Annotated in this window: 20 protein-coding genes; 4 read left to right on the top strand and 16 right to left on the bottom strand. The window is 43.6% G+C overall.

The genetic code is table 11. The annotated features are described in order from the left end of the window. Positions 1-546: 546 nt before the first annotated feature. From NCY57_RS01765 to NCY57_RS01725, 9 genes are all read right to left on the bottom strand, one after another. Positions 547-873, bottom strand: a complete 327-nt coding sequence (locus NCY57_RS01765; protein WP_173739519.1) for a hypothetical protein — start codon at positions 871-873, stop codon at positions 547-549. Between the two features lie 63 nt (positions 874-936). Beyond that, complete coding sequence (locus NCY57_RS01760; protein ID WP_202031523.1) at positions 937-1,971, bottom strand: alcohol dehydrogenase; 1,035 nt, start codon at positions 1,969-1,971, stop codon at positions 937-939. A gap of 84 nt (positions 1,972-2,055) precedes the next feature. Next, positions 2,056-3,204, bottom strand: coding sequence for a beta-aspartyl-peptidase (gene iadA, locus NCY57_RS01755; protein ID WP_173739548.1), 1,149 nt, complete (start codon positions 3,202-3,204; stop codon positions 2,056-2,058). A gap of 32 nt (positions 3,205-3,236) precedes the next feature. Next, entirely contained in the window at positions 3,237-4,757 is a 1,521-nt protein-coding gene (yfcC, locus tag NCY57_RS01750; protein WP_021650661.1) for a putative basic amino acid antiporter YfcC, read from the bottom strand. A 62-nt stretch (positions 4,758-4,819) separates the two neighbouring features. Continuing rightward, positions 4,820-6,037: a carboxynorspermidine decarboxylase gene (locus tag NCY57_RS01745; protein WP_021650662.1), complete on the bottom strand. Its 1,218-nt coding sequence runs from the start codon at positions 6,035-6,037 to the stop codon at positions 4,820-4,822. Continuing rightward, a complete protein-coding gene (locus NCY57_RS01740; RefSeq protein WP_022426348.1) occupies positions 6,037-7,296 on the bottom strand; it encodes a saccharopine dehydrogenase family protein in 1,260 nt (419 codons plus the stop codon). Before NCY57_RS01740 ends, NCY57_RS01745 begins: the two co-directional genes overlap by 1 nt. Before the next feature lie 42 nt (positions 7,297-7,338). Beyond that, the gene (gene speB, locus NCY57_RS01735) at positions 7,339-8,196 is read right to left on the bottom strand and encodes an agmatinase (RefSeq protein WP_059085493.1); all 858 of its coding nucleotides are present in this window, start codon (positions 8,194-8,196) and stop codon (positions 7,339-7,341) included. A 3-nt stretch (positions 8,197-8,199) separates the two neighbouring features. Further along, positions 8,200-9,054, bottom strand: coding sequence for a polyamine aminopropyltransferase (gene speE / locus NCY57_RS01730; RefSeq protein WP_015524485.1), 855 nt, complete (start codon positions 9,052-9,054; stop codon positions 8,200-8,202). A gap of 5 nt (positions 9,055-9,059) precedes the next feature. Beyond that, a complete protein-coding gene (locus NCY57_RS01725) occupies positions 9,060-10,526 on the bottom strand; it encodes an aminotransferase class I/II-fold pyridoxal phosphate-dependent enzyme (protein ID WP_021650664.1) in 1,467 nt (488 codons plus the stop codon). Between the two features lie 573 nt (positions 10,527-11,099). On the opposite strand from NCY57_RS01725, the gene NCY57_RS01720 reads away from it, so the two are divergent. Beyond that, the gene (locus NCY57_RS01720) at positions 11,100-12,485 is read left to right on the top strand and encodes an MATE family efflux transporter (protein WP_250789421.1); all 1,386 of its coding nucleotides are present in this window, start codon (positions 11,100-11,102) and stop codon (positions 12,483-12,485) included. An 89-nt stretch (positions 12,486-12,574) separates the two neighbouring features. Here NCY57_RS01720 and NCY57_RS01715 read toward each other — a convergent pair whose 3' ends face one another. From NCY57_RS01715 to NCY57_RS01700, 4 genes are all read right to left on the bottom strand, one after another. Next, positions 12,575-13,300 (bottom strand): GGDEF domain-containing protein, encoded by a 726-nt coding sequence (locus NCY57_RS01715; RefSeq protein ID WP_250789420.1) that lies wholly within the window; start codon positions 13,298-13,300, stop codon positions 12,575-12,577. Beyond that, positions 13,297-14,040: a cache domain-containing protein gene (locus tag NCY57_RS01710; RefSeq protein WP_250789418.1), complete on the bottom strand. Its 744-nt coding sequence runs from the start codon at positions 14,038-14,040 to the stop codon at positions 13,297-13,299. The genes NCY57_RS01715 and NCY57_RS01710 overlap by 4 nt, the downstream gene beginning before the upstream one ends. Positions 14,041-14,233: 193 nt before the next feature. Further along, positions 14,234-15,970 (bottom strand): adenine deaminase C-terminal domain-containing protein, encoded by a 1,737-nt coding sequence (locus NCY57_RS01705; protein ID WP_059085490.1) that lies wholly within the window; start codon positions 15,968-15,970, stop codon positions 14,234-14,236. Between the two features lie 15 nt (positions 15,971-15,985). Then, the gene (locus tag NCY57_RS01700) at positions 15,986-17,290 is read right to left on the bottom strand and encodes an NCS2 family permease (protein ID WP_021650670.1); all 1,305 of its coding nucleotides are present in this window, start codon (positions 17,288-17,290) and stop codon (positions 15,986-15,988) included. A 114-nt stretch (positions 17,291-17,404) separates the two neighbouring features. On the opposite strand from NCY57_RS01700, the gene NCY57_RS01695 reads away from it, so the two are divergent. Continuing rightward, positions 17,405-18,313 (top strand): LysR family transcriptional regulator, encoded by a 909-nt coding sequence (locus NCY57_RS01695; RefSeq protein WP_059085489.1) that lies wholly within the window; start codon positions 17,405-17,407, stop codon positions 18,311-18,313. A 216-nt stretch (positions 18,314-18,529) separates the two neighbouring features. After that, on the top strand, positions 18,530-19,912 hold the full coding sequence (locus tag NCY57_RS01690) for an alanine/glycine:cation symporter family protein (RefSeq protein ID WP_021650672.1): 1,383 nt from the start codon (positions 18,530-18,532) through the stop codon (positions 19,910-19,912). 107 nt (positions 19,913-20,019) lie between these two features. Here NCY57_RS01690 and NCY57_RS01685 read toward each other — a convergent pair whose 3' ends face one another. The 3 genes from NCY57_RS01685 to NCY57_RS01675 form a co-directional block, all read right to left on the bottom strand. Further along, entirely contained in the window at positions 20,020-20,523 is a 504-nt protein-coding gene (locus NCY57_RS01685; protein WP_059086860.1) for a gamma carbonic anhydrase family protein, read from the bottom strand. Between the two features lie 100 nt (positions 20,524-20,623). Continuing rightward, complete coding sequence (locus NCY57_RS01680; protein WP_110102991.1) at positions 20,624-21,655, bottom strand: LacI family DNA-binding transcriptional regulator; 1,032 nt, start codon at positions 21,653-21,655, stop codon at positions 20,624-20,626. Between the two features lie 225 nt (positions 21,656-21,880). Beyond that, complete coding sequence (locus NCY57_RS01675) at positions 21,881-23,371, bottom strand: AAA family ATPase (protein WP_015524474.1); 1,491 nt, start codon at positions 23,369-23,371, stop codon at positions 21,881-21,883. A 289-nt stretch (positions 23,372-23,660) separates the two neighbouring features. Between NCY57_RS01675 and NCY57_RS01670 the strand changes: the two genes are divergently transcribed. After that, positions 23,661-25,034 (top strand): MATE family efflux transporter, encoded by a 1,374-nt coding sequence (locus tag NCY57_RS01670; protein WP_250789417.1) that lies wholly within the window; start codon positions 23,661-23,663, stop codon positions 25,032-25,034. Positions 25,035-25,110 lie beyond the last annotated feature (76 nt).

The raw sequence follows: 25,110 nt of genomic DNA, 5'->3' as shown, positions 1-25,110 counted from the left end.
CTATATTCGTGGTGTATGTCAATAACTTTTTTAGTATATTGGAATCTTGTGCAATGTATTACCCTCTTGAGAATATAGTGTCTTTGTTTCAGGGTAATACCATGATATTAGCTCAAACTAAATCGTAATTGATACCTCATCAGCATTTTTCTTTTTTATTATTGTAAAATATTTTTTTACATTTTAGCTCTATTTTCCTCTTCTATTTGTTTGCAAAAAAAGCCATAAGATTTTCTTTTCAAAATCTTACAGCTCTTCTATCATGTTGCATCCCAAACATCATCTATATTTACATGTAATATCTGCACAAAATCCCATGGGTTATTTTCGGGTTATTTTCTAACCGCCTATGCCTTCCAGACCTTGATTTTACCGGCTTTTTGAAGAATCTTTCAAAGAGTGCCGTGGCAGATGAAAAATATTTTTATCATTGTTTTATTTCTCCTTGATTTGCCCGGAAATGCCCTGTTTTGCAATGGATTTCGGGGATTTGTGAAATGTGTGTTTTAGCTGCCAGCTTGGCAAAATGGGACAATATTAAGCAAGTTATTGCGTGATCTTATCATTTCCAAGCAGAATACCAAACAAAGCATATCCCAGCATTCCAGCCTCATATCCTGTCAGTGTAAAGGGAAAATAGACATCTTTTTCTTTTACAAGTTTACAAAGCAGCCTTCCTGCAAAAATCCCACCTGCGGTCACTACGAAGAAGATAACCGGAAATATCACAGTATTTGCTTTAATACTTGCCCGATAAAAAATATAAAACAATGAGATTGGAAGTGTAAAATTCATAACCAATGCCTGAAGTCCTTCAATTCCCTCTGGGTGGATCAGTTTTTTCTCTCTGCAGATTATCCCAATAATAAGCATTATGATCACGGGTAAAATTACTTGTAATAAACTTACTATTGTTCAGCCTCCCGTACCTGTTTCTCAGCATTCCACTGCTACTTTAATCACACCATCTCTCTTATTTTCGAACAATTCATATGCCTCTTCAATCCTGTTTAACGGATATGTATGCGTAATCAGCGGTTCCGTGTTGATCTTACCTTCTGATATCAGCTTCAGAATTTCTTCGCAATCGCAGCCATCCACTCCACCTGTTTTAAAAGTGAGATTTTTACCATACATATCTGGGAGTGGTAACATCTGCGCTTTATCGTAAAGCGCAACCACTGTCACGATTGCATTTGGTCGGGCACATTCCCACGCCAGTTTAAATGTCGATTCTGCTCCGGCAACTTCAAGGACTGCATCAGCTCCACCATGCTCACTATTAGTCTTAACAAACTCTTTGCAGTCTTCCGGTGAAACAGTAAGCGTCTCCGGATAATGCTCATTAATAAAGCGAATACGTGTCTCGTCCTTTTCACATATAATGATCTTCGCTGGATTTTTCAGCATAACACTAAGTAAAGTACATATTCCTGTTGGACCGGCTCCAATGATCAGTACAGTATCTTCCTCTGTGATTTCAGAAATACGTGCTGCCCAATAACCAGTAGCAAGAACATCTCCTACCAGTAAAGCCTGTCTGTCCGTAACACCTTCCGGGATTTTATTCAATCCCTGATCTGCAAAAGGAACCCGGACATATTCTGCCTGTCCCCCATCGATACGACAGCCAAGTGCCCAGCCACCATTCTTGTCGGTACAATTGTTTACATATCCTTTCTTACAGAAAAAACACTCTCCGCAAAAGGTTTCTACATTTACAGTCACCCGGTCTCCCGGTTTTACATGCGTCACCTTAGAACCGACTGCCTCAACAATACCTACCATCTCATGGCCAACTGTGATTCCCGTGACTGCACGCGGAACACTTCCGTGTTTAATATGCAGGTCACTGGAACAGATGCTGGCCAGTGTCACCTTTACAATGGCATCTCGTTCATGCATGAGCACTGGTTTCGGTTTTTCCATTAGTTCAAATTTTCCCTTTGAAACATATGTATAAGTCAGCATTATTTTGCCCCCATCTATTAGAATGTATGCTAGTAAAATATCCGGTACGGAACACATCTGTTCTTATACCGGATATTTCTAATTCTATTTTGTATACACTGTTTTACCTCTTGCTATTACCTCAACAAGCTGTAGGTCCTGATCCAGGATACAAAGATCCGCATCATAGCCCTCTTCAATCTTTCCTTTTCCATTAAGGCGAAGGATTTCTGCCGGATTGGATGTTATTGTTGAAAGTGCAATTTCCAACGGGATATCCGCTTTAAACACACACTCTTTAACTTCCTTCAGAAGGCAGCTGGACTGTCCAACGCCCATTCCAAGGAATTCGCCATCACTACTGTACATCGGAAGGCTTCCCTGTCCATCAGAAGAAATTGTCATGCGGTTAGGATTTACTCCTGCATCTAACATCCGTTTGATACCATTACATACTCGTACCTCATCACAGATAGTTTCCCAATAGTCAATATCTTCATTTCCGGTAAAATCTACTGCTCCGCCTTTCAGCGCATATTCCATTGACTTGCAGAAAAGCAGCTCATTTCGATTGATATGTGTTGGCAGTATTTGAGAAGTCGGTATCTCTGTCTCATCTACCACCCGTTCAATAAGATCTAAGCATCTCGGACTGTCACCAAGATGAACATTTACAATACCAGCTTTCCCGGAAAGAACACCACCAAGTCTTGTATCCGCAACGACACGTACAAATTCCTCAAAAGTCGGCTGTGAAGACCGATGATCAGAGATCGCGATTTCTCCAGTTCCAATGATTTCCTGAATCATCATAATATCTTTCACAATACTGTCAGTCAACGTACGAACCGGAATCTGATAACTGCCTGTATAACAGTATGCAGACATTCCCTGCTCATTCAATCCTTTTGTCTTTGCAACCAGTGCACATATATCACGACCGATCCCATCTGTTCCAAGGCAGCCAACAACTGTTGTTACTCCAAACTTCGTAAGTCCTTCCATAGTTGCTTCCGGAGTACGATTGGCGAATCCACCTTCGCCACCGCCTCCGAGTACATGAACATGACTATCAATGAATCCCGGAGTTAAAAGTAACCCCTCTCCATTGATTATTTCTGCCTCAGAAAGAAATCCGTCTGCGGATATAGAACCTGGATCTTTAATCTTAATAATCTTATCATTGATCATAAGTACATCTTTTTTCCCCAGATGCTGTGGAGCATAAACATCAATATTCTGAATTAATTTCATCATAAATCACTCCCAATTATCCAATGCATGTTTTAGAATCCAATCCCAACTGCAATAAGAACTGTAATGATTGCACCAATCATTAAGACGCCAAGGAATTTCCACATGAATTTAATCCAGTTAGACCACTCGATCTTTGCAATTGCAAGAGATCCGATCAGACATCCGGATGTAGGAACAATCAGATTTGTAAATGCATCACCAAGCTGGAATGCAACTACAGCTGTCTGTCGTGAAACACCTAACAGGTCTGACAGTGGAGCCATGATCGGCATTGTGATCGCAGCCTGTCCTGTTCCGGATACAACAAAGAAGTTAAATACGGACTGGAACAGATACATAAGTACTGCTGCAACCGCTCCGGAAACTCCAGACAATGCATTTGAAATATTATACATAATTGTATTGATAACTGTAGGTGTGGTCGGATCAGATCCACCAAGAACCTGCATGATACCCTGTGCCATAGCAACAACAAGTGCAGCACCAATCAGATCTTTTGCTCCATCTTTAAATGATATTGCAATATCATTCAGTTTCATATCGTTCAGTTTAAAGATAACTCCGATCACACCAGAAACAATTCCCATAATGAAGAACTGTGTAGCAATCTCCGGCATGTAGTATCCCTGAGTCATAACTCCCCAAACTACCCATACTACTGTAGCAGCCAGTGTCAGAAGAACTAAAATGTGTCCAAGACCAAATGAATGTCCTTCGTCAATTCCTGTTTTTTCATTCTGCTCACGGAAATATGAATCAGTCTTATATGCGATTGAGATTGTCGGAGTCTTTTTGATCTTTGATGCATAGAACATAGTCATTCCACAGCCGAGTGCTGTAAATACTACCCACATTACCATACGGAATCCTGCTCCGGAGAATACGTCAATACCTGCAATACCCTGTGCAATACCTACAGAGAATGGATTCATCCAAGATGAACCAAAACCAATCTGTGTTGCAACATAAGTAACAAGAACTGCGATAACTGAATCATATCCAACTGCTACAAACAACGGACAAAGAATCATAGTAAACGGAAGCGCTTCTTCTCCCATCCCGAAAACTGCTCCACCAAGAGAAAACAGTACGAAAAGTATCGGAATCAGTAGTTTTTCTGCTCCCTCTGCCTTACGGATCAATCCGATCAATCCGGATTCAATCGCACCTGTACGGATCATGATACCGAATGCACCACCTACTACCATAAGAAATGCGATAATCTCGATTGCAGAACTATTTACGATTCCGTTATACATATAGTTGAAAAATCCTGTTCCACCATCTCCACTAAAGAGTGCTACTCCTTCTGTTACTACATTTCCTGTATCATCTGTCAGATACTGGAAACTTCCGTCTTTGATTACTGTACGGGTTTTCTCAACACCATTGATCATATATGAAATATCCTGTGTTTCGTAAAATCCCTTTGGTACAAGAAATGTCATAAGTGCTGCGAAAACAACTACAAAAAAGATGATAATGTAGGTATCAGGCACTTGGAATCCCTTGTTAAAAGACTTTAACCCTTTTCCTTCGTTTTTGCTCATTTTTGAATCTCCCTCCCATTTTTCATTAAACCTGTCAATATTATTTTTCAAAAAAACTGCTCTTATTTCCTGCAGCGTCCAAGTCTGCCTTTAAAATCTTCATACCCAAAATCAGTAAGACGTTCCATGGTTTTATCGCCATGTCTCAGCCATATATCAGGCAAAGGCATTCCATTAAAGGTATTGTTCTTGCAGGTTGTATAAATGGCCATATCACCAAACATGAGGATATCTCCGTACTTCAACGGCTCTGAAAAGCTGTAATCTCCTATGATATCTCCTGACAGGCAGGTTGGTCCTCCGAGCCGGATTGTGACTGCATTTTCTCCCGGTTCATCTGCTCCAAGAAGAGGAGGACGATAAGGCATTTCCAGAACATCCGGCATATGACAGGCAGCACTTCCATCCAAAATTGCAAGCCGGGTATCACCATTTTGCAGCACATCCAGAACAGTTGTCAAAAAAAATCCTGCATTTAAGGCCCATGCCTCTCCGGGCTCCAGATAAACATCTACTTTCCATTCTTCCTTTGCTGCGCTGATACACTTCTCAAGCCGTGCAATATCATAGCCTGGTCTTGTAATATGATGTCCACCTCCCAGGTTCAGCCATTTCATCTGAGAAATCAGATCTCCGAATTTCGTCTTTACTGCTGTAAGAGTAGTTTCCAGATCAGAAGAGTCCTGCTCACAAAGGGTGTGAAAATGAATACCATCCAATAATCCGATCAGCTCCGGATGCTTTCTCACAGCAGTCTCCCACTGTGCTCTTGTGGTACCCATGCGGCTGCCTGGGGCACAGGGATCATAAATAGCATGTCCCTCCTGGGTAGAGCATTCCGGATTGATCCGAAGCCCTGCACTTTTCCCGGCCTCCTTCACTCTTTTTCCAAAGCGAAGAAGCTGAGAAGGAGAGTTAAACACTATATGATCTGCAAAGCTAAGCAGCTCCTCAAATTCATCCTCACGATATCCGGCGCAAAATACATGTACCTCTTTTCCAGGCATCTCCTGGGCACCAAGCCTGGCTTCGTACAGTCCGCTTGCTTCTGTTCCCGTCAGATAAGGTTCCAAAAGATGATAGCAGTCATAATTACTGAAAGCCTTCTGTGCCAGGAGCATTTTGCAGCCTGTTCTTTTGGCAATATTCCCCATTAATTCTGCATTTTTTATAAGCGCCGCTTCGTCGAGAACATAACAAGGTGTTTTGATCTTCCTCAGCTCCGGCGGAATAATTCCGCCGGACGCTGCAAAGGGTGGTCTTGTATCTGTTCTTTCCATTAATCCACCAGCTCCGGATCATGATTTTCGCTGCGTGGAAGTCCATATTTGTCAAGTGCTTCCAGGAACGGATCCGGGTCAAATTCTTCTACTGTGTACACTCCCGGGCGGATCCATTTTCCGGTAAGCATCATTAATGCTCCGCACATAGCCGGAACGCCTGTCGTATAGCTGATTGCCTGACTTCCAACCTCTTTATAACATTCCTGGTGGTCACAAACATTATAAATATAATAGGTTTTCTCTTTTCCATCCTTTACCCCGGTGAAAATGCAGCCAATATTAGTTTTTCCCTTAGTACGTGGACCCAGGCTGGCCGGATCCGGGAGAAGAGCCTTCAAAAACTGGATAGGAACGATTTCCTGTCCATTATAGTTGATCGGAGTAGTAGAAAGCATTCCCACATCCTCCAGACAGCGCATGTGATCCAGATAGCTCTGTCCGAAGGTCATAAAGAAACGGATTCTCTTTACTCCCGGAATTGTCTGGGCAAGGGACTCGATTTCCTCATGATGCAGAAGATACATATCTTTATCGCCGACCTGATCAAAATCATATTCCCGCTTGATCGCCATCGGAGGGATTTCCACCCAGTGTCCATTCTCCCAGTAGCTTCCGGGCGCACTTACCTCACGAAGATTGATTTCCGGATTAAAGTTGGTTGCAAATGCATATCCGTGGTCTCCTCCATTGCAGTCCAGAATATCAATGGTATCGATCTGGTCAAACTCATGCTTTAATGCATATGCACAATATGCCTGGGTAACACCCGGGTCAAAGCCGCAGCCAAGAAGTGCTGTAAGTCCTGCCTCTTCAAATTTCTTCCGGTATGCCCACTGCCAGGAATAATCAAAATATGCGGAAAATCCCGCTTCCTTGCAGCGTTTTTCGTAAATAGCACGCCATTTGGGATCATCCGTATCCTCCGGCTCATAGTTTGCCGTATCCATATAGTTTACACCACATGCCAGACATGCATCCATGATGGTCAGATCCTGGTACGGAAGCGCAATGTTCATTACCAGATCCGGTTTGTAACTATTGATCAGCTGGATCAGCTGGTTTACATCATCCGCATCCACCTTTGCGGTGGTAATAACTGTTTTTGTTTTTCCTTCCAGTTTCCGGGCAAGTGCATCACATTTTTCTTTTGTCCTGCTTGCTATACACAGTTCTGTAAATACAGTATCTGCCTGACAACACTTCTGAATTGCTACACTGGCTACTCCGCCGCAGCCGATTACAAGTACTCTGCTCATGTTTTTTGTCTCCTTTTTTATACTCAATTCTCGTAACTGTTTTTATTTTGCCACCGCCAGCAGCAGTTCCCTGACCACCTTACATGCTGTAGCTGTGGAAACACCACTTGGATCCAGCATAGGTGCCAGCTCATTGACATCTGCTCCCACAATATTTAATTCTGATACCTTCCGGATAGCAGCGAGCAATTCAAGGAAGCTTACGCCTCCTGCCTCCGGTGTACCGGTTCCCGGAAATACAGATGGATCCAGACAGTCCAGATCAATGGTAAAATATACCGGCACCTGCTTCCTGGCCAATTCCTGTACGGTTTCTTCCAGGCCTTCAAAGGTAAAGGGATGAAAATCTGTATGCTCTTTTGCAAACCGGAATTCTTCTCTCTCCCCGCTTCGGATACAAAACTGATGTATCCTCCCATCTCCCAGAATATCATAGCATCTGCGGATAACACACGCATGACTTAAATGGGCACCAAGATAATCGTCTCTTAAATCTGCGTGCGCATCAAAATGAATAATATGAAGTCCCGGATATCTCCCGGCGGCAGCTCTCACAGCAGCCAGTGTCACCAGATGCTCTCCCCCCAGAAGCAACGGCATTTTTCCCTCTTTCAGGATTTCCTCTGCACGATCCTGTATATCAGCAAGCGCTTTTTCACTGCTGCCGAAGCAAAGCTCCAGATCTCCACTGTCAAATACCCGGATATCCATAAGGTCACGATCCTGATAAGGGCTGTAGGTTTCCAGTCCAAAGCTTTCATGACGAATGGCAGAAGGACCGAACCTGGCTCCCGGACGAAAGCTTGTGGTCGAATCAAAGGGAGCTCCGTAAAGAACAATTTCTGCTTCCTCAAAGCTGCTGTCACAACCGATAAAATTTTCAATATTTGGTAAGATCATAAATCAGTCCTCCACCTCCTGAAGCATTTCCTCCAGAAAAGCCGGAAGATAAAATGCACCTTTGTGAAGCCTTGTAGTATAGTAACGGGTGCGAAGATTCAGTGAATTCCATGCCTTCGAATCCAGGTCATCCACAGGATGATATTTTTTACTTGCAAAGCCAAACAGCCAGTAGCCGGCAGCAAAGGTAGGAATATGAGCCTGGTAAACACGGCTGATCTGGAAAGTACTGGCAATTCTTTTGTGACTGCGCTGCATAGCATGCGCATCCTCGGAATAAAAAGGACTTCCCTGCTGATTAACCATGATTCCATCCGCCTTCAGCGCATTATAGCAGTTTCCGTAAAATTCACGGGTAAATAATCCCTCCGATGGGCCAAAAGGATCCGAGGAATCTACAATAATAAGATCATATTTATTTTCGCAGCGGCGTATATATTTCAACGCATTTTCATAATGAAGGTGCACTCTCCTGTCATCCAGCCTGCAGGCATTTCCCGGAAGATATGCGCGACAGGCTTCTACTACCATAGGATCCATCTCTACCAGATCAATATGGCTGACACGGTCATACCTGGTCAGTTCACGTACAACTCCGCCGTCTCCTGCTCCGATCACAAGAATATCTTTAGCTTCTTTGTGAATAGCCATAGGTACATGCGTGATCATTTCGTCATAAATAAATTCGTCACGCTCTGTGAGCATTACATTACCGTCCAGTGTGAGCACCCTGCCAAATTCCGGTGTCTCAAAAATATCAATTCTCTGATAGTCACTCTGCTTTGAATAAAGCTGACGGTTTACCCGGATACTATGCTTCACATCCGGTGTATGAAATTCCGAAAACCACATTTCCATTTTCTTTACCTCCCTGCCAGTACGTTTAAACGCAATATATCCGGATCTTCAGGGCCTGTCATATTGCATCCTTTTGCCTTGGCATATTCAATATAATCCAGGATTTCCGGAGTGATCCGTTCCCCCGGAGCCAAGATCGGGATTCCCGGAGGATAACACATTACAAACTCGCTGCATACCTTGCCTTCGGTTTCTCTGAGAGGAAGGCTGCATTTTTCTGCATAAAAAGCTTCCTGAGGACTTGTCACTACCTGAGGATCGATATATTCCTGATCCAGCAATCCTGATTTATCCTTCTGGAATCGCCTGCGGATCTCCGCAAGAGCACTTACCAGCCGCTCTATTTCCTGGACACGATCTCCGATCGACAGATAGGCCAGAATATTTCCGATATCACCAAATTCGATCTGAATATCATATTCATCTCTCAGTATATCGTAAACCTCAATCCCTGCAAGTCCGATATCCAGGGTATGTACACTTAATTTCGTAATGTCAAAATCAAAAACCGAATCTCCATTCACCAGTTCTTTTCCAAATGCGTAATAGCCGCCAATAGCATTGATCTCTTCCCTTGCATACTCTGCCATATCTGCTACCTGATGAAAAATCTGGCGTCCTCGCTGTGCAAGATTCCGGCGCGAAATGTCAAGACTTGACATCAGAAGATAGCTGCCTGAAGTAGTCTGAGTCAGATTGATGATCTGACGGACATAACCGGCATGAACACCTGGTCCTGTAAGAAGAAGGCTGGACTGGGTCAGGCTTCCGCCGCTTTTATGCATGGATACAGACGCCATATCTGCACCAGCTGCCATTGCCGAAACCGGCAGACCTCCGCCAAAATAAAAATGAGTTCCATGTGCCTCATCTGCCAGACACAGCATTCCTGCTTCATGAGCCATGCGTACAATTGCGCGAAGATCACTGCAGATTCCATAATAGGTGGGATTGTTCACCAGCACAGCCACCGCATTTGGGTGCTCCTTAATTGCCTTTGCCACCTGTTCACGTCGCATTCCAAGAGAAATCCCAAGTCTCTGATCCACCTCCGGATTCACATAGACCGGGATTGCTCCGCACAGAACCAACGCATTCAGCACACTTCTGTGGACATTTCGGGGAAGAATGATCTCATCTCCCCTCTTACAGGCAGTTAGCACCATAGTCTGCACTGAGCTTGTAGTTCCTCCAACCATAAGAAATGCATGAGCTGCTCCAAATGCATCTGCTGCCAGCTCTTCCGCCTCCCGGATCACGGATACAGGATGACAGAGATTATCAAGCGGCTTCATGCTGTTTACATCCACACCTACACATTTTTGTCCCAGAAATTCAGTAAGCTCCGGATTTCCTCTTCCTCTTTTATGTCCCGGCACATCGAAAGGTACTACTCTCATACGCAGGAATTTTTCCAGAGCTTCATGAATTGGAGCATGATTCTGGTCCAGTTTAAAACGACTTCTGTTCATTGCTTCTCCATTTCCAGTTCCTTTATCCGCACAAAAAAAGCAGGCCGATACAAAAACCGTAAACCTGCTTAGATCATTCTTCCTGATTTTATTTTCATCGCATATAAATATGAGAATCCCCATATTTACATGAGATCAGAATCCGGATGATATATGTCAGAGTCTATATAGCAATCATACTTTTACTACTCTTATTGACCGTTTCACAAGTCTGCGCAACAGGCGCATGACGGTTATCAAAGGAACCAACTTATAAAATTTGAGCTTCTAACTCAATCAATAAGGCAACCAAAGTTACCATCAGCGGCAGTGGACCCGGCTGTCCGTATGGCCTTGACCCCAAAATGGAGTGGTCCAAAATAATTGCTTTGAAAAGACTCTTTCTTGTCCTTCAAAATCTTCATAAGCATAGCATATCTGAAAATTCATGTCAACTATCAAAATCGTTTAAATACTTATAGTATGGACCATTTATAATAATGTCAGAAGGATATTCTTTTCTTGAATCCCTTATATTTTCATGCTAATATATATAATTAGGTCAAAAACTACAAAATACAAAATGGAGGAAATATGAATCAAAAAAGTACATCTGCTCCCATAGCAGAAAACAAAATGGGGACCATGCCCGTAGGAAGGCTTGTACTAAACATGTCTCTGCCAATGATGATCTCCATGCTGGTGCAGGCATTGTACAATATTGTAGACAGTGTTTTCGTTGCCATGCTTTCCGAAAATGCTCTGACGGCAGTTTCCATGGCTTTTCCACTGCAGACACTTCTGATCGCAGTAGGTGCAGGTACCGGTGTGGGTATGAACGCACTGCTTTCCAAATCCCTTGGAGAAAAGAATTTTGAAAAAGCTGATCGGACAGCCAGCAATGCTGCTTTCCTGTATGGCTTAAGCTATCTGGTTTTCCTGATCCTTGGATTTACAGTAGTAAAACCATTTTATGCCAGCCAGGTACATAACGCAGACCCTGAGATCCTTAAATTTGGGATTGAATATCTGAGCACAGTTATGATATTCTCCTTTGGTCTGCTTGGACAGTTTTTCTTTGAACGTCTGCTCACATCCACAGGAAAAACCATATTCAGCATGACTTCTCAGCTGTGCGGTGCCATCACCAACATCATCCTTGACCCGATCCTGATCTTTGGTCTGTTCGGTGCTCCGAAAATGGGTGTTACCGGAGCTGCTGTAGCTACTGTGATCGGACAGTGTGTAGCCTGCATCGTTGCCGGAATCTGCAACCATAAATTTAATCATGAAGTCCGGCTCAGCTTCAGGGGCTTCCGTCCTGACCTTAAGATCATCGGCCATATTTATGCAGTAGGTATTCCATCGATCATCATGCAGTCCATCAGTTCTATCATGACCTATTGCATGAATCTGATCCTGGTACAGTTCACAGTCACTGCAACTGCAGTATTTGGTGTTTACTTCAAATTGCAGAGTTTTTTCTTCATGCCTGTATTTGGACTTAACAACGGCATTACACCGATCATTGCCTATAATTATGGTGCACGCCACAGAAAGCGTATGCTTAAAACTGTCAAAGTCAGCATGTCCATCGCATTCTGTTTTACATTCATTGGTTTCCTTGCCTTTGAATTTATTCCGAAAACATTGCTGGGACTGTTCAGTGCTTCCGAAGATATGCTTACCATCGGAATCCCTGCACTTCGTATCATAGGAATCCACTATCTGATCGCATGGTTCTGTATCATTGCGGGGACTGTATTCCAGGCACTCGGAAAAGCTGTATTCAGTATGATCGTGTCTATCATGCGTCAGCTGTTTGTCCTGATACCTGCAGCTTATATCCTTGCTTCCATCGGTGGACTTCACGCAGTATGGTGGTCTTTCCCCATTGCGGAGATCATTTCTCTGATCGTGTCCGTAACTTTCCTAGTTGTCATAAACAGAACGATCATTCAAAAAATTCCGGAAGCATAAGGATATCAAAGCTTCCCATTCCAATTTATACAAAAAATGACAGAAGATTTCCTTTTTTCTCTTCAGGATATCTTCTGTCTTTTTTATTGTTATTTATAGATCCTGTAGCCATTCCTTCCGGAGCGTTTCACCTGATAAAGGGCAAGATCTGCTTTTTGATACAGTTCCATAAAGGTATCTCCATCCTGTGGTGCAAAAGCAATTCCTGCACTAAAAGTAAATGTATACTCTCCCATTCCTTCCATTCGGATCTCCCTGAGCTTTTCATGAAGATTTTTTATTCTGCTCTCCATATTTTCCCGTGAACCGATATTACAGAGCAGGATCACAAACTCATCCCCGCCGATACGCCCGATCACATCCTGTTCCCGGAACTGCTCTTTAAGAAAACCTCCCAGCATCTTTAATACATTATCTCCCATGACATGTCCGTAAACATCATTCACTTCTTTAAAATGATCCATATCCAGGATCAGAAAGCCATGAAAGCCTTCCGGAGCTTTTTCTCTCAGAATAGCATCGATCACCTTCTGCGTATTCTCTCTGTTATAAACGCCTGTAAGCGCATCCTTCTGGGCAGAACGTACCAATTCTGCTTTCTCCTGATTATTTCTTACAACAATATACAGGAGCAGGAGAAGCACCAGAATACAGAAGCTTCCCATAAATAGGATTTCATAACCGGAAATGAATTCATAAGCCTGCTGTGCACTTTTTACAGGAATTGCATAACAGATCATCCAGTCGTTGTATCCAAGAGGCATATATGCCAGATACCGGTCCTCTTCTTTTCGCTCTTTGAGGCTAAGCTTCACCAGACCTCTTTCGCCAAATTTAAAATCTTCCTGAATATCCTGAAGAGTATTCTTTCCTTTGAGATTTTTTCTCCGTAATATTTAAAAAGATTGATTCCATATGTGATCTCCGTACCGGACGCCGAACCACTGTCAAAGGCAATGATCTCTCCATCACTTGTAGCCAGAAGACTGTTTCCCGCTCCGTCAAAAAGATCATTAAAAAGCATATGACTCAGCGCTGTAACATTACAGGATCCGCCCAGCACACCGATGACTTTATGATCTTTGTATATCGGCACGCCTAAAACCACCCTCACTTCATGGTCCACACTGCTCTCCAGGGGATCACTGATGGTCTGCTCTCCGCTGATGGCCTCCTGAAAATATCTGCGATGAGAAACATTCTTGGTTACTCCATTGTCGTAGTATGCATCTCCATTCTTATCAATAAGAGCAGCCCTCTCCAGGTCTGTTTTTTCATAAATGGATACCAGTCGTTCTTTATTTTCTTCTGAAAAAAGTTCTTCTGATTTTCCCATTGCAGAGGCAATCTCATTCAGATATTGATAATTAATATCCAGTATCGTCTGCAAGTGTTCACTTTGTCTCTGCACATTTATCTTCAATGTATTCTGAGAATTCACCTGTACAGCCCTCTGCACACACTCGAAAAAAATAAGAATCCCTGCTACAACCGCCAAAATAAAAACACCGGTTGCCATAACATAATTTTTTAATTCAAAGTGATTCTTTTTCATATGTTTTCTCCTAATTTGACCTTTTATATCATGTATTTTTATTTTACCATGATTTTTGTTTTTTCTCCATAACAAAAAATCTGCAGATTCCAATCATAAGATTGAAATCTGCAGATTTTTTTACAACGATATCTGATTATTATGCTGCCTTCCGCGACTCACGTCCGCTTATATTGCTGCAATAAGAACAATGTTATTTATTTTTCTTTGTGTTTACGATCAGCGGAACAATTTCTCCTTTTTTTACATCCACCAGTCCCTTATCAGTCAGCTTCAGTGCCGGGCTTACCGGTAATCCAAGTGTTGCCACTGACATGATCGGATTATTATGCACATATCCCAGATCTGTAAGGCTTTTTCTTACCGCCTTCAATGCAAGGCCATTCTCCCTGATTGATTTTTCGGATAAAAGCCCACATACCGGAAGTGCAAGTTCAGAAAGGATCCTTCCATCTTTTACTGTCAGAAATCCCCCCTGCAGTTCCCGGATCCTGTTTACAGCAAATAACATATCATCCGGAGAGCTTCCTGCCACAAAGAGATTATGATGATCATGAAAATATGTTGTTGCCACAGTTCCCTTTTTCAAGCAGGAGCCTGTAAGAAATCCATAGCCGATATTTCCGTTCTTCCCATGACGTTCCACCACCATAGCCAGAAGACATCCGCTGTTTTCCCAGCAGATCTTTCCAGCTTTCACCGGCATTTCCACCAGTTTTTCAGTAGTATGGGTACGATCCGAATTGATCTCTATCACACGAACCGTTGCATATCCTTCCTGAAAAGGAGCATTCACTTGAAAATCCTTCAGAAAAATCTCCGGAAGCTGTACACTCCGGTAAAAATCTGCCGGAAATTCATATGTGGAAGCAGACAGCGGCAACTGCGGTTCATCCTTTGCATAAATCGGAACACCATTTTTGAATACAGCTTCCGGTTTAAGAACGGACGGATCTTTAAGCAGCATAAAGTCCGCAAGTTTTCCCGGTGCGATAGCTCCTCTGTCATAAAAATGCATCCGCTGACATGGTGTATATGTGGCACAGTAGATTGCCTGTTCCATCGGAAATCCCATATCGATCGCTTTCTGTACCACTGCATTCAGCGGTCCCTGCTCATACAAAACATCTGCCATAGTATCATCTGTTACAAAGGAACAATACTCGTAGAGCTGGTTCTGGCAGATATATTCCAGGATTTCCGGTTTCAACATTTTATCCTGGATCTCAAAAAACATTCCGTTTTCGATCCGCTGCTTTACTTCCTCAAGAGTATGTTCTGTATGATCACCATTAATACCCAGATAAAGAAACTTTGCAAGATCCAGATCCAGTAATGACGGACAGTGTCCCTCGATCACATATCCCGGATGGTCTTTTTTCAGATATTCCAGAAACCGGCTGATCTCCAGATCATTTTCCCGGATGATCTGCCGGTAATTCATGATTTCGCCTACACATACCACATCTTTTTCTTCCAGCAGATGCTTCATTGCACTGCAGTCAATGATCCCGCCTGTTGTTTCCAGCTTTTCACTGGTTGACGGAACGCTGCTTGGAATCCCGTAAAAAATATCGATAGGTGCATTCTTTGCCGCAGAGATCATTTCCAGAATCCCTCGGATCCCTTTGACATTGGCCATTTCGTGAGGCTCTGAAACCACCGTCGTCACACCATTTTCTCCTGCACATTTTCCAAAAAAAGCCGGTGTGGCCATAGAACTCTCAATATGCATGTGAATATCTGTCAGTCCTGGAATCATGTATGATCCCTTTGCATCGATCACATTGTCAGTCTGAAGATCCGTATCCTGTTTTCTGTCTATGTAATAAAATTTTCCATCTTTCACCGCAACATTGGCAGATATGAATTTCTTAAGATAGGAATTAAATACCTTTGCGTTTTTGATCAGCAGATGAACCTGCTCCATACCATTTCACCATCCTTAGATAATTGAATAAAAATACAACAGACAGACTGCTACCAGTACATACATGACCGGTTCAACCTTTTTGATCTTTCCTGCTGCGATCTTCATAACGAGATAAGCCGGAAGCGCCACGCAGATACCATTTGCGATATTATTTGCAAAAATCGTAAAGGTTACACATAAAAATGCCGGAATATACTCTGTAATATCCGAATAATCAATATTTCTCATAGCACCAAGCATATTGATGCCGATATAGATCAGCACCGGACCGGTTGCCGCAGATGGGATCACAAGAGCCAGTGGTGCCAGAAACAGCGAAAGTCCGAAGAAAATGCTTGTAAAAATAACCGTAAGTCCCGTTTTTCCTCCTGCTTCTACGCCTGCAGATGACTCCAGATAAGTAGTAAGACTCGGCATTCCAAACAATGCTCCAAAGCTTGTTGCAATCGCATCTACCTTAAAGCATTTATCAATACCCGGAAGATTTCCATCCTTATCCAGATAGCCTGCCTTTGCTCCCACTCCCAGAACTGTTCCGAATGTAGAAAAGAAATCCGGTACAAACAGAGCGATCAGAAATGGAATATAAGCAAAATTCAGCGCTCCCATAAAATCAACTTTCAGGAACTGATGGCCGATACCTGCCGGAAATGCAAAAATGGATTCCGGAGCATGTGTAACACCGAAAGGAATTCCTGCCAGAGTGGTCAGCAGGATCGCAAGAATCATACCACCCGGTATATTTCGTACCTTGATCACCAGAAGGATCAGAAATCCGATCACTGCTACGATCACAGATGGAGATGCAAGATCTCCAAAGGAAAGACAGTTTTTTGCATCATTTGCCACAATCAGGCCACAGTTTTTTGCACCAAGAAGTGCGATAAACAGACCAATACCGGCACTAACCGCTTGTTTCAGGCTTACCGGGATCACACGTACCACGGCTTCTCTCAGACCAAAGAATGAAATTATGATAAAAAGAACACCACTCCAGAATATCACACCTGCTGCGATCGGCATACTTACGCCTTCATTGGTAATCATAGATGCAATAATTCCAACGCTTCCAAGTCCCGGAGCCAGAGCAAACGGTCGATTGGTAACCAATGCCATTGCACAGCTGGTCACAATGATCAGAATGATCATAGCTGTCAGAGTCGTGTGTTTATCATAACCGGCGCCTGCCAGAATATTTGGGATCGTAGCAAGCACATACGCCATAGTTACAAAAGTTGTCAGTCCTGCCAGAAGTTCTGTTTTTATATTTGTATTGAACTCAGACAGTCTGAACTGTTTTTCCAGCCAGTTTTTCATTTATTTTTTCCCCCTTGATATGATGATAGGATGTATTGTAAAATATGCATATCAGGAAGTCAAATTCATATTATACATAAAAATTATGCCAAAATGGAATAGTTGGAGGAAAACATGAACTATCATGAACTGAAGTACATTCTCTGCATTGCCAAATATCAGAATCTTACAAAAGCCGCACAGGAGCTTTATATTTCCCAGCCAACCCTGACCAAGCATCTCCAGAAACTGGAACGAGAAATGGGGACCAAGCTGTTCAGCCGCAGCGGAAACAGCTATACACCTACCTTTGCGGGCCGCAAATATATGGAGTATACCCGAAAGATCCTGCAGATACAACAGGACTGGGAAAAAGAGCTGAAAGATCTTACAGAAAATAATGAAGGAGAACTGAATGTTGCTTTCCCACTGATGAGGAGTACCTGTATGGTTCCTCAGATCATGACCTCTTTTTTTCAAAAATATCCTAAAGTAAAGGTCAATATCCTGGAAGAGGCATATTCTATCCAGGAAAAACTTCTGCTCAATGATCAGCTTGATTTTGGCATTTTCAATGAAGTACATAAACACCCCAAGCTGGAATACGAACTGCTGAAAAAAGAAGAAATCCTTCTGATCATGCCTCCGGAGCACCCATTGGCTGCTGCCGGCAGTGTATCCACTCACGGCATATACCCGAAGCTTGATCTCTCACTTCTGGCAGAAGAGCCTTTTATCCTGCATTTTCCGGAACAGACTACCGGACAGCTTTCGCTGGAAGCATTGAAAGCTGCCCATATCAAGCCTTATGTGCCAATACAGAGCCGCAACACAGAAACCTGTGTCAAACTCTGCATGCAAGGACTTGGTATGTGTTTCACCCCGGAAACCTATGTTCAAAATATGGACCTCCCTGTAAAACCAGCCTGTTTTTCCATTGGTGAAGATGGCGTCTTCAGCACACTGACAATTGCATACCGAAGAGGTACCTATCTCCCACAGTACGCCCGGGATTTTATATGTACTGCGAAGAAGGTCCTGTAGTGTTTTGATCAACATATATTGAAGCAAAAAATCTTCTGTTCAGAGGGAATATTTTTATTGCATTATTCTGAATATTCCTGTATAATTGACACAATAATCAAAACTTAAGAGCGTAACGTACAAGGGCGTACAGCACATATTTCCTGTGTCTGTACGCCTTTGTGTTATTTCTGCAGTCCTGCGGATATTTCGCTTTGAGAAAGGGAGGAGATTTCTATGATGAATGCAATCGGAAGTGTGATAAACCAGATCGACAGTCTGGTGTGGGGCTGGTGGATGATCATTTTACTTCTGGGCACCCATATTTTCATGACCATCCGTACCGGTGTGATCCAGCGTAAGATTGGTACCGCCATTCGCCTGTCTGTCACCAAAGATACCAATGCGGAAGGTGAAGTAAGCCAGTTTGGCGCCCTGACAACAGCCCTTGCTTCCACTATTGGAACCGGAAATATCATCGGTGTCGGTACTGCCATTGCTCTTGGCGGTCCCGGTGCAGTCCTCTGGTGCTGGCTTACCGGTGTCTTCGGAATCGCCACCAAATACAGTGAGTCTCTCATCGCTGTAAAATACCGCGTCAAAACCAAAGACGGCCGTATGCAGGGTGGTGCTATGTATGCCCTAGAGCGCGGATTAAATATGCGCTGGCTTGGTCTGATCTTTGCCTTTTTCGGTGGCTTTGCTTCCTTTGGAATCGGATGTGCTACCCAGGTCAATGCCATTGCAACGGTATGTAATGAGAACCTTCATATTTCGCCGGCAGCGATCGGCATTGCTGTGGCAGTTCTTACTGCCCTTGTTATTTTCGGCGGGATCAAATCCATCGCCAATGTATGTGAACGTCTTGTTCCGTTTATGGCATTTTTCTATGTGATCGGATGTATCATCATCCTGGGGATCAATTTCGATTTTATCATTCCCGCAGTAAAAACCATCTGCAAATTTGCTTTTACCCCTGGTGCTGCTGCAGGAGGTCTTGTAGGACGTGGTATCATGATGGCCATGCAGTATGGAATCGCAAGAGGACTTTTTTCCAATGAATCCGGTATGGGTTCTGCCCCCATCGCCGCTGCTGCCGCACAGACAAGAAATCCGGTTCGTCAGGCTCTCGTTTCCAGCACCGGTACATTCTGGGATACCGTTGTGGTATGTCTGATGACCGGTCTTGTTCTGGTAACCAGTATTATGAAAAATCCTTCGATCGACATGGGAAATATCACTGATGGCGGTGTTCTTACTACACTGGCTTTTCAGCAGATCCCGGTTCTTGGTCCTGTGATCCTTGTAGTGGGTATCATTTCCTTCGCATATTCTACAGTCCTTGGATGGGCATATTATGGCGAGCGGTGCGTGGAGTATTTCTCCGGCAAAAAGGGACTCATCCCCTATCGTGTGCTGTATATTGCGGTAGCTGCCATCTCCCCTGTTATTTCTCTGAACCTGGTATGGACCGTAGCGGATATCCTGAATGCACTGATGGCTATTCCAAACCTGATCGCAGTACTACTGCTTTCCAATGTGATCGTAAAAGAGACCAAAAAATATATCAACGATCTGGATGCACGGGATGACACACCGGTGGAAGTGATCGATAAATAAAAAAACGATAAATATAAGCATTTTATATAACAAAGTTACAGCTCCGACTGCTTCTCATATTACAAAGCAGTCGGAGCTGTCCGTTTACAAATGTCTTCTTCACTTTTTTATAATACATCCTGTGCTTTCATCTCTTCGGACACAGCAAGATATTCTTTGCTGTTTTCCACGATACCAAGCTTCTCTTCCCAGGTAAGATTTCGTTTGATCCTGGCCGGACTTCCCATTACCAGAGAACCATCCGGGATCACCGCATTTTTAGTCACAAGACTGCCGGCTCCTATGATACAGTCGTTTCCGATCTTTGCACCATCCAGGATCACGGCTCCCATTCCGATCAATGTCCGGTCTCCGATGGTACATCCATGGATCACCGCATTATGTCCCACAGTAACGTTGTTTCCGATATGGACCGGCATGTTGTGGCTCACATGAATGGTACAGTTTTCCTGGATATTTGTTTCTTCTCCGATCACTACCGGCGCATCATCTCCGCGGATCACCGCATAATATAATACACAGCTGTCACGGCCGATCGTTACATTTCCAAGGATCACAGACTGCTTTGCGATCCTGGCACCTTCTGCGATCTTTACATTTTTATAATTCATTTTTCCTCCTGAATCTGCTTTTTTTCTGTACAGAACCCTGATATATAATCTGACTATAGACTCCGTGCACAACAGCAATTTTAATGTTTATACTGACTTTTTAACCCATATTATATTTCGTCCGGATCACAATATCTGTATACTGGTATTCCTTTTCCGGTGCCTTGCTGTCAAAGAGAAGCTGGAACAAAATAATCACCGGAGAATGTCCCTGTACAGCCGCATCCTGACCGATAAGGAAATTGATCGTCCCCTCTTTCAGCCATTTCAGATTTTCTTCCAGGAAATCATTGGCGATCACATGCATAGTTTTATCCTTTCCAAGCTTCTGCAAGGTCTGGCAGACACCCTTTACACCATGACCCGTAATATAGATCCCGGTCAGCTCCGGATAAAGCTCCAGAAATTCTTCCACAATCTTGGATGCCACCCATTCGTCATCATAAGAATACCTTATATCCACGATCTCGATTCCCGGAAAGCTTTCTTTAATCTCTGTCGTAAATCCTTTCTGCCTGCTGATCAGACCAGGATTGGCAACCTGTCCGGAAATTATGGCAACCTGCCCGTTTCCGCCTGTCATCTCCCCCATCAGACCTGCTGCCGTACGACCGGCCTGAAAGGTATCCTGTCCCACAAAGCATAACCTTTTTGTATCTTCCAGATCCGCATTAAAGGTAACTACCGGAATTCCATACTCTTCCTGATACTGATTGATCCTCGCTCTCAAAAGCTGATCTTCTGATGGAGTCAGCGCGATTCCATTAAAGCCCTCTTCCCGGAGTTCTTCCATTGCAGCCATTACTTTTTCCGGTTCCACGCCCTCGATCTCATAGATCTTTACTGTTCCGCCAAAGCTCTCCACTTCTTCTTTTGCTTCCAGGACCCCATTTAAAACCTGCTGCATAAAAGGAGTCTCCATATACTGAAGGATCACACCGATACGGATCTTTCTCTTTGCCATGGCAAGGGCACGACCGGCACGGCTGGGCTGGTATCCCATCTCCCGGGCGATCCTTTTGATCCTTTCTTCTACTTCCGGGCGGATACGGCCTCTGTTGTTCAGTGCCCTGTCCACAGTGCCTCTTGAAACTCCTGCTGCTTCCGCAATCTGTTGTAATGTTACTGCCATATTTTACCCTCCAAAACCTCTCCTGTGTGCTTTGTGTTCACGCGCACGCTCTTTTATCTCATTATACACATTTACACTTTCTCAGGCAATCCCTGATTTCATTATTTTTATAATTTTCCTTTACGATCAGACAGGCCCGGCATAAACAGGTGCATTCCCTCAGCCAAAAATGCTTCCGAAAAAATCTCCGGAAGCATTTTTATCATTGCAAAACAGATCCCTTTGTCAGTCCAGAAGCTCCTGTACCATCTCGGGGGTAAAGGTTACAGCCTTCACATGATCCACCTCGATCTGATACAGAGCATTGGCCGCAATATGCTCCGCAGCCTGCTCCAGATCACGGATTCCTGTGGTATCTTCAAATTTCTTAATTACTGCGTCCAGCGCCTCATCCGTTACGATACATTCTTCCTGTTTCAGGCTCATACGTTTCAGAACCTTGGGAAGCGCAAATCTGGAAAAGATGATCTTCTTTTCCTCCGGTGTGTAATCCGGAATATCGATCACTGCAAAACGTGACATAAGCGGTGCGCTGATCTGTGCCTTATCATTGGCTGTGGCAATAGGATAGACACCAACTGTCGGAACCATACATTCCATATAGTTATCTGTAAAACCAAGGTTATCCAGCAGTGTCAGAAGCACGTCTGCCGGATTTCCGTTTCCTTTACCTGATGCAGCCTTGTCAAGCTCATTGATGATAAATACCAGATTGGATTCTCCTGCCATGGAAAAAGCCTCCATGATGATTCCAGGCTTGGCATTTGCATAAACACGAGAGCTTCCTGTAAGCTGTTCCGGATCATTGATCGAACTCATATCCAGGGTTGTCCACGGCATTTTCAGGATTCTTGCAACTGCATAAGCGATCTGAGATTTACCGGTACCTGCCGGTCCTACAAGAAGCAGTCCGTAAGCAGGAAGTGTATGAGTACGGTTGATCTGAATGATCGTCTCAATGATCCTCTGTTTTACACGCTCCATTCCATAAAGCTCCTCATCCAGGATACGACGTGCTTCCTTCGGATCAATAGACTCAAAATAATTATGCTTCCACTGAATATTCATCATGATGGAAAGTGCTCTCTGGGCATGGCGTCTTTCCTCCTGAGAAACCTCATGAGAACGGGCAACTGCCAGATTTCTTCTTGCCCAGAGACGGATATTATCCGGCATAGTCTTTCCGGCACAGTTCATAAAGTCGGTGATACTCTGAATACTGGTAAGCTTCATATCGTCACCGTCTTCTTCCTCCTCATCGTTCTCATTTTCTTCTGCCGGCGCACTGCTTGCAAACAGACGCTCGATCATAAACTGAAGAAATCCGTCCTCAGCAGAAAGCTTGGTGCCTCCGCCAAAAGCGATCTCGCGGATTTTGTAAACAGCATATCCTTCTTCTGTATTCTGTCCTGAAAGACGGATGTTGATATGATTTTCTCCGAGCCATTTGATCAGGCTTGTAAAACGGGAATCGATCTTCAGGATGTCTGCCGGAAAAACACCGTCCTCTTCCTTAAACTCAAATGCAGTCTGCTTCGCAGGATTGGAAAAATATCCGCAAGAATGATGTTTCCACTCTCTTTTGCTGTTATCCAGGATCAGCACCGGTTTCTCCGGTGTGGCTTTTGTTTCATTGGAACGAAACGTTGTATATGTGCACTGGCTTTTTGTCTCTTTTTTATCTGCCGGTGCTGCGCTGAAATCAAAAACTGGCATATTTTTTACTCCTCTTTCTCTGAAAAATATCTTCATTCAGTTTATCATGGATTGGAAATCTCAACAACTGCTGATATGGTTTTTTATGCATTTTTTATTCATTTTTTGTATTCGTCATTTTCCCGTAAGTTGTTTAAACAGTTCCACAGTTTGCTGATTGACACTGCCTGCAAACTATGTTATCGTGCAATCATGTCTGCTTTCATTTTTTACAAAAGCTGACACAGTTACCATGTATGTGATCTACTGTTTTTCACGTCATTGTAATTGTATTTTTTTGGAGGAGGAAATGAGAAATCAACTTTCACAGCAGGATGATTTTTATCCACAGATCGTTAAGCTTGTCATCCCCATCATCATTCAGAATCTGCTAAGTGCAGCGGTCAATTCCGCCGATGTTATCATGCTGAACTTTGTAGGTCAGTCATCCATCTCCGCAGTATCCCTGGCAGCGAATTATTCCAATGTCCTGTTTATGGTTTATTACGGTCTTGGTACGGGAGCCACCCTGCTTTGTGCCCAGTATTATGGAAAGGGAGATTACAAAGCCATTCAGATCATCGAGGGAATCGCTCTTCGTTTTTCCATGATCATCTCTGTTCTCGTGGCACTCGTTGCATTTACCATGCCACAGATGATGATGAGACTGTTCACCAACGATCCGGAGCTTCTGGCCATTGGTTCTTCCTATATCCGCATTATGGGTATCACCTATATCTGCTGGGGTATGACGGAGGTTTATCTGGCTGTCCTTCGAAGCATTGGCCGGGTAACTACCAGCATGGCGATGAATATGCTGGCATTTGGACTGAATATCCTTTTGAATGCGACTTTTATCTTCGGATTGTTCGGAGCACCCAAGCTTGGTGCTACCGGTGTGGCTATTGCTACTGCACTTTCCAGAATGATCGAGCTGATCGCCTGTTTTATTGTTTCTGCTTTCAGCAAAAATGTCCGACTGGATCTCCGATGTATGTTCACAAAAAACAAACTGCTGTTCAGTGATTTCGTGCGGCTTTCCCTGCCGGCTCTTGGCAATGATATTTCCTGGAGTATTGGTTTTTCCATGTACTCTGTGATCCTGGGGCATCTTGGTACGGATGCGGTTGCTGCCAATTCTCTGGTTGTAGTAGTCCGTAATATCGGCTCTGTTTTCTGTTTCGGTATTGCCAGTGCAGGAGGTATCCTTCTAGGCAATGTTATGGGGCAGGGCGATCTGGAACGTTCCAAGCGTTATGCTTCCAAAACACTGAAGCTTACTGTTATTGCAGGTTTTTTGGGCGGACTTATCGTTCTTGCCATCACACCGTTCGTAATGAGATTTGCGTCCCTGACACCCACTGCCATGCATTATCTGAAATATATGCTTCTGATCAACAGCTACTATATTATGGGGTCTGCCGTAAATACAACCCTGATCGCTGGTGTGTTCCGGGCAGGTGGTGATACAAAGTTTGGTCTGATCTGTGATACCATTGATATGTGGGTATATGCAGTACCCCTTGGATTCTTCGCTGCTTTTGTACTGAAGCTGCCGGTTATGTGGGTGTATTTTCTGCTCTGTACGGATGAATTTGTGAAGTGGCCATGGGTGATCAAAAGGTATCTCAGTGGGAAGTGGGCTAAGAATATTACCCGCGAGAATATATTTGAAAATAAATAGAATACAGAAACATTTTAGACGGCTGGAATCTGCGTTATTTTTCAAAAATTCGCTGTTTGAGCGAAGAAAGTTTCGG

The organism is Blautia sp. MB18-30 (assembly GCF_023669475.1).
GTDB classification, from domain to species: domain Bacteria; phylum Bacillota; class Clostridia; order Lachnospirales; family Lachnospiraceae; genus Blautia_A; species Blautia_A fusiformis.
This window is presented reverse-complemented; position numbering and strand designations above follow the sequence as displayed.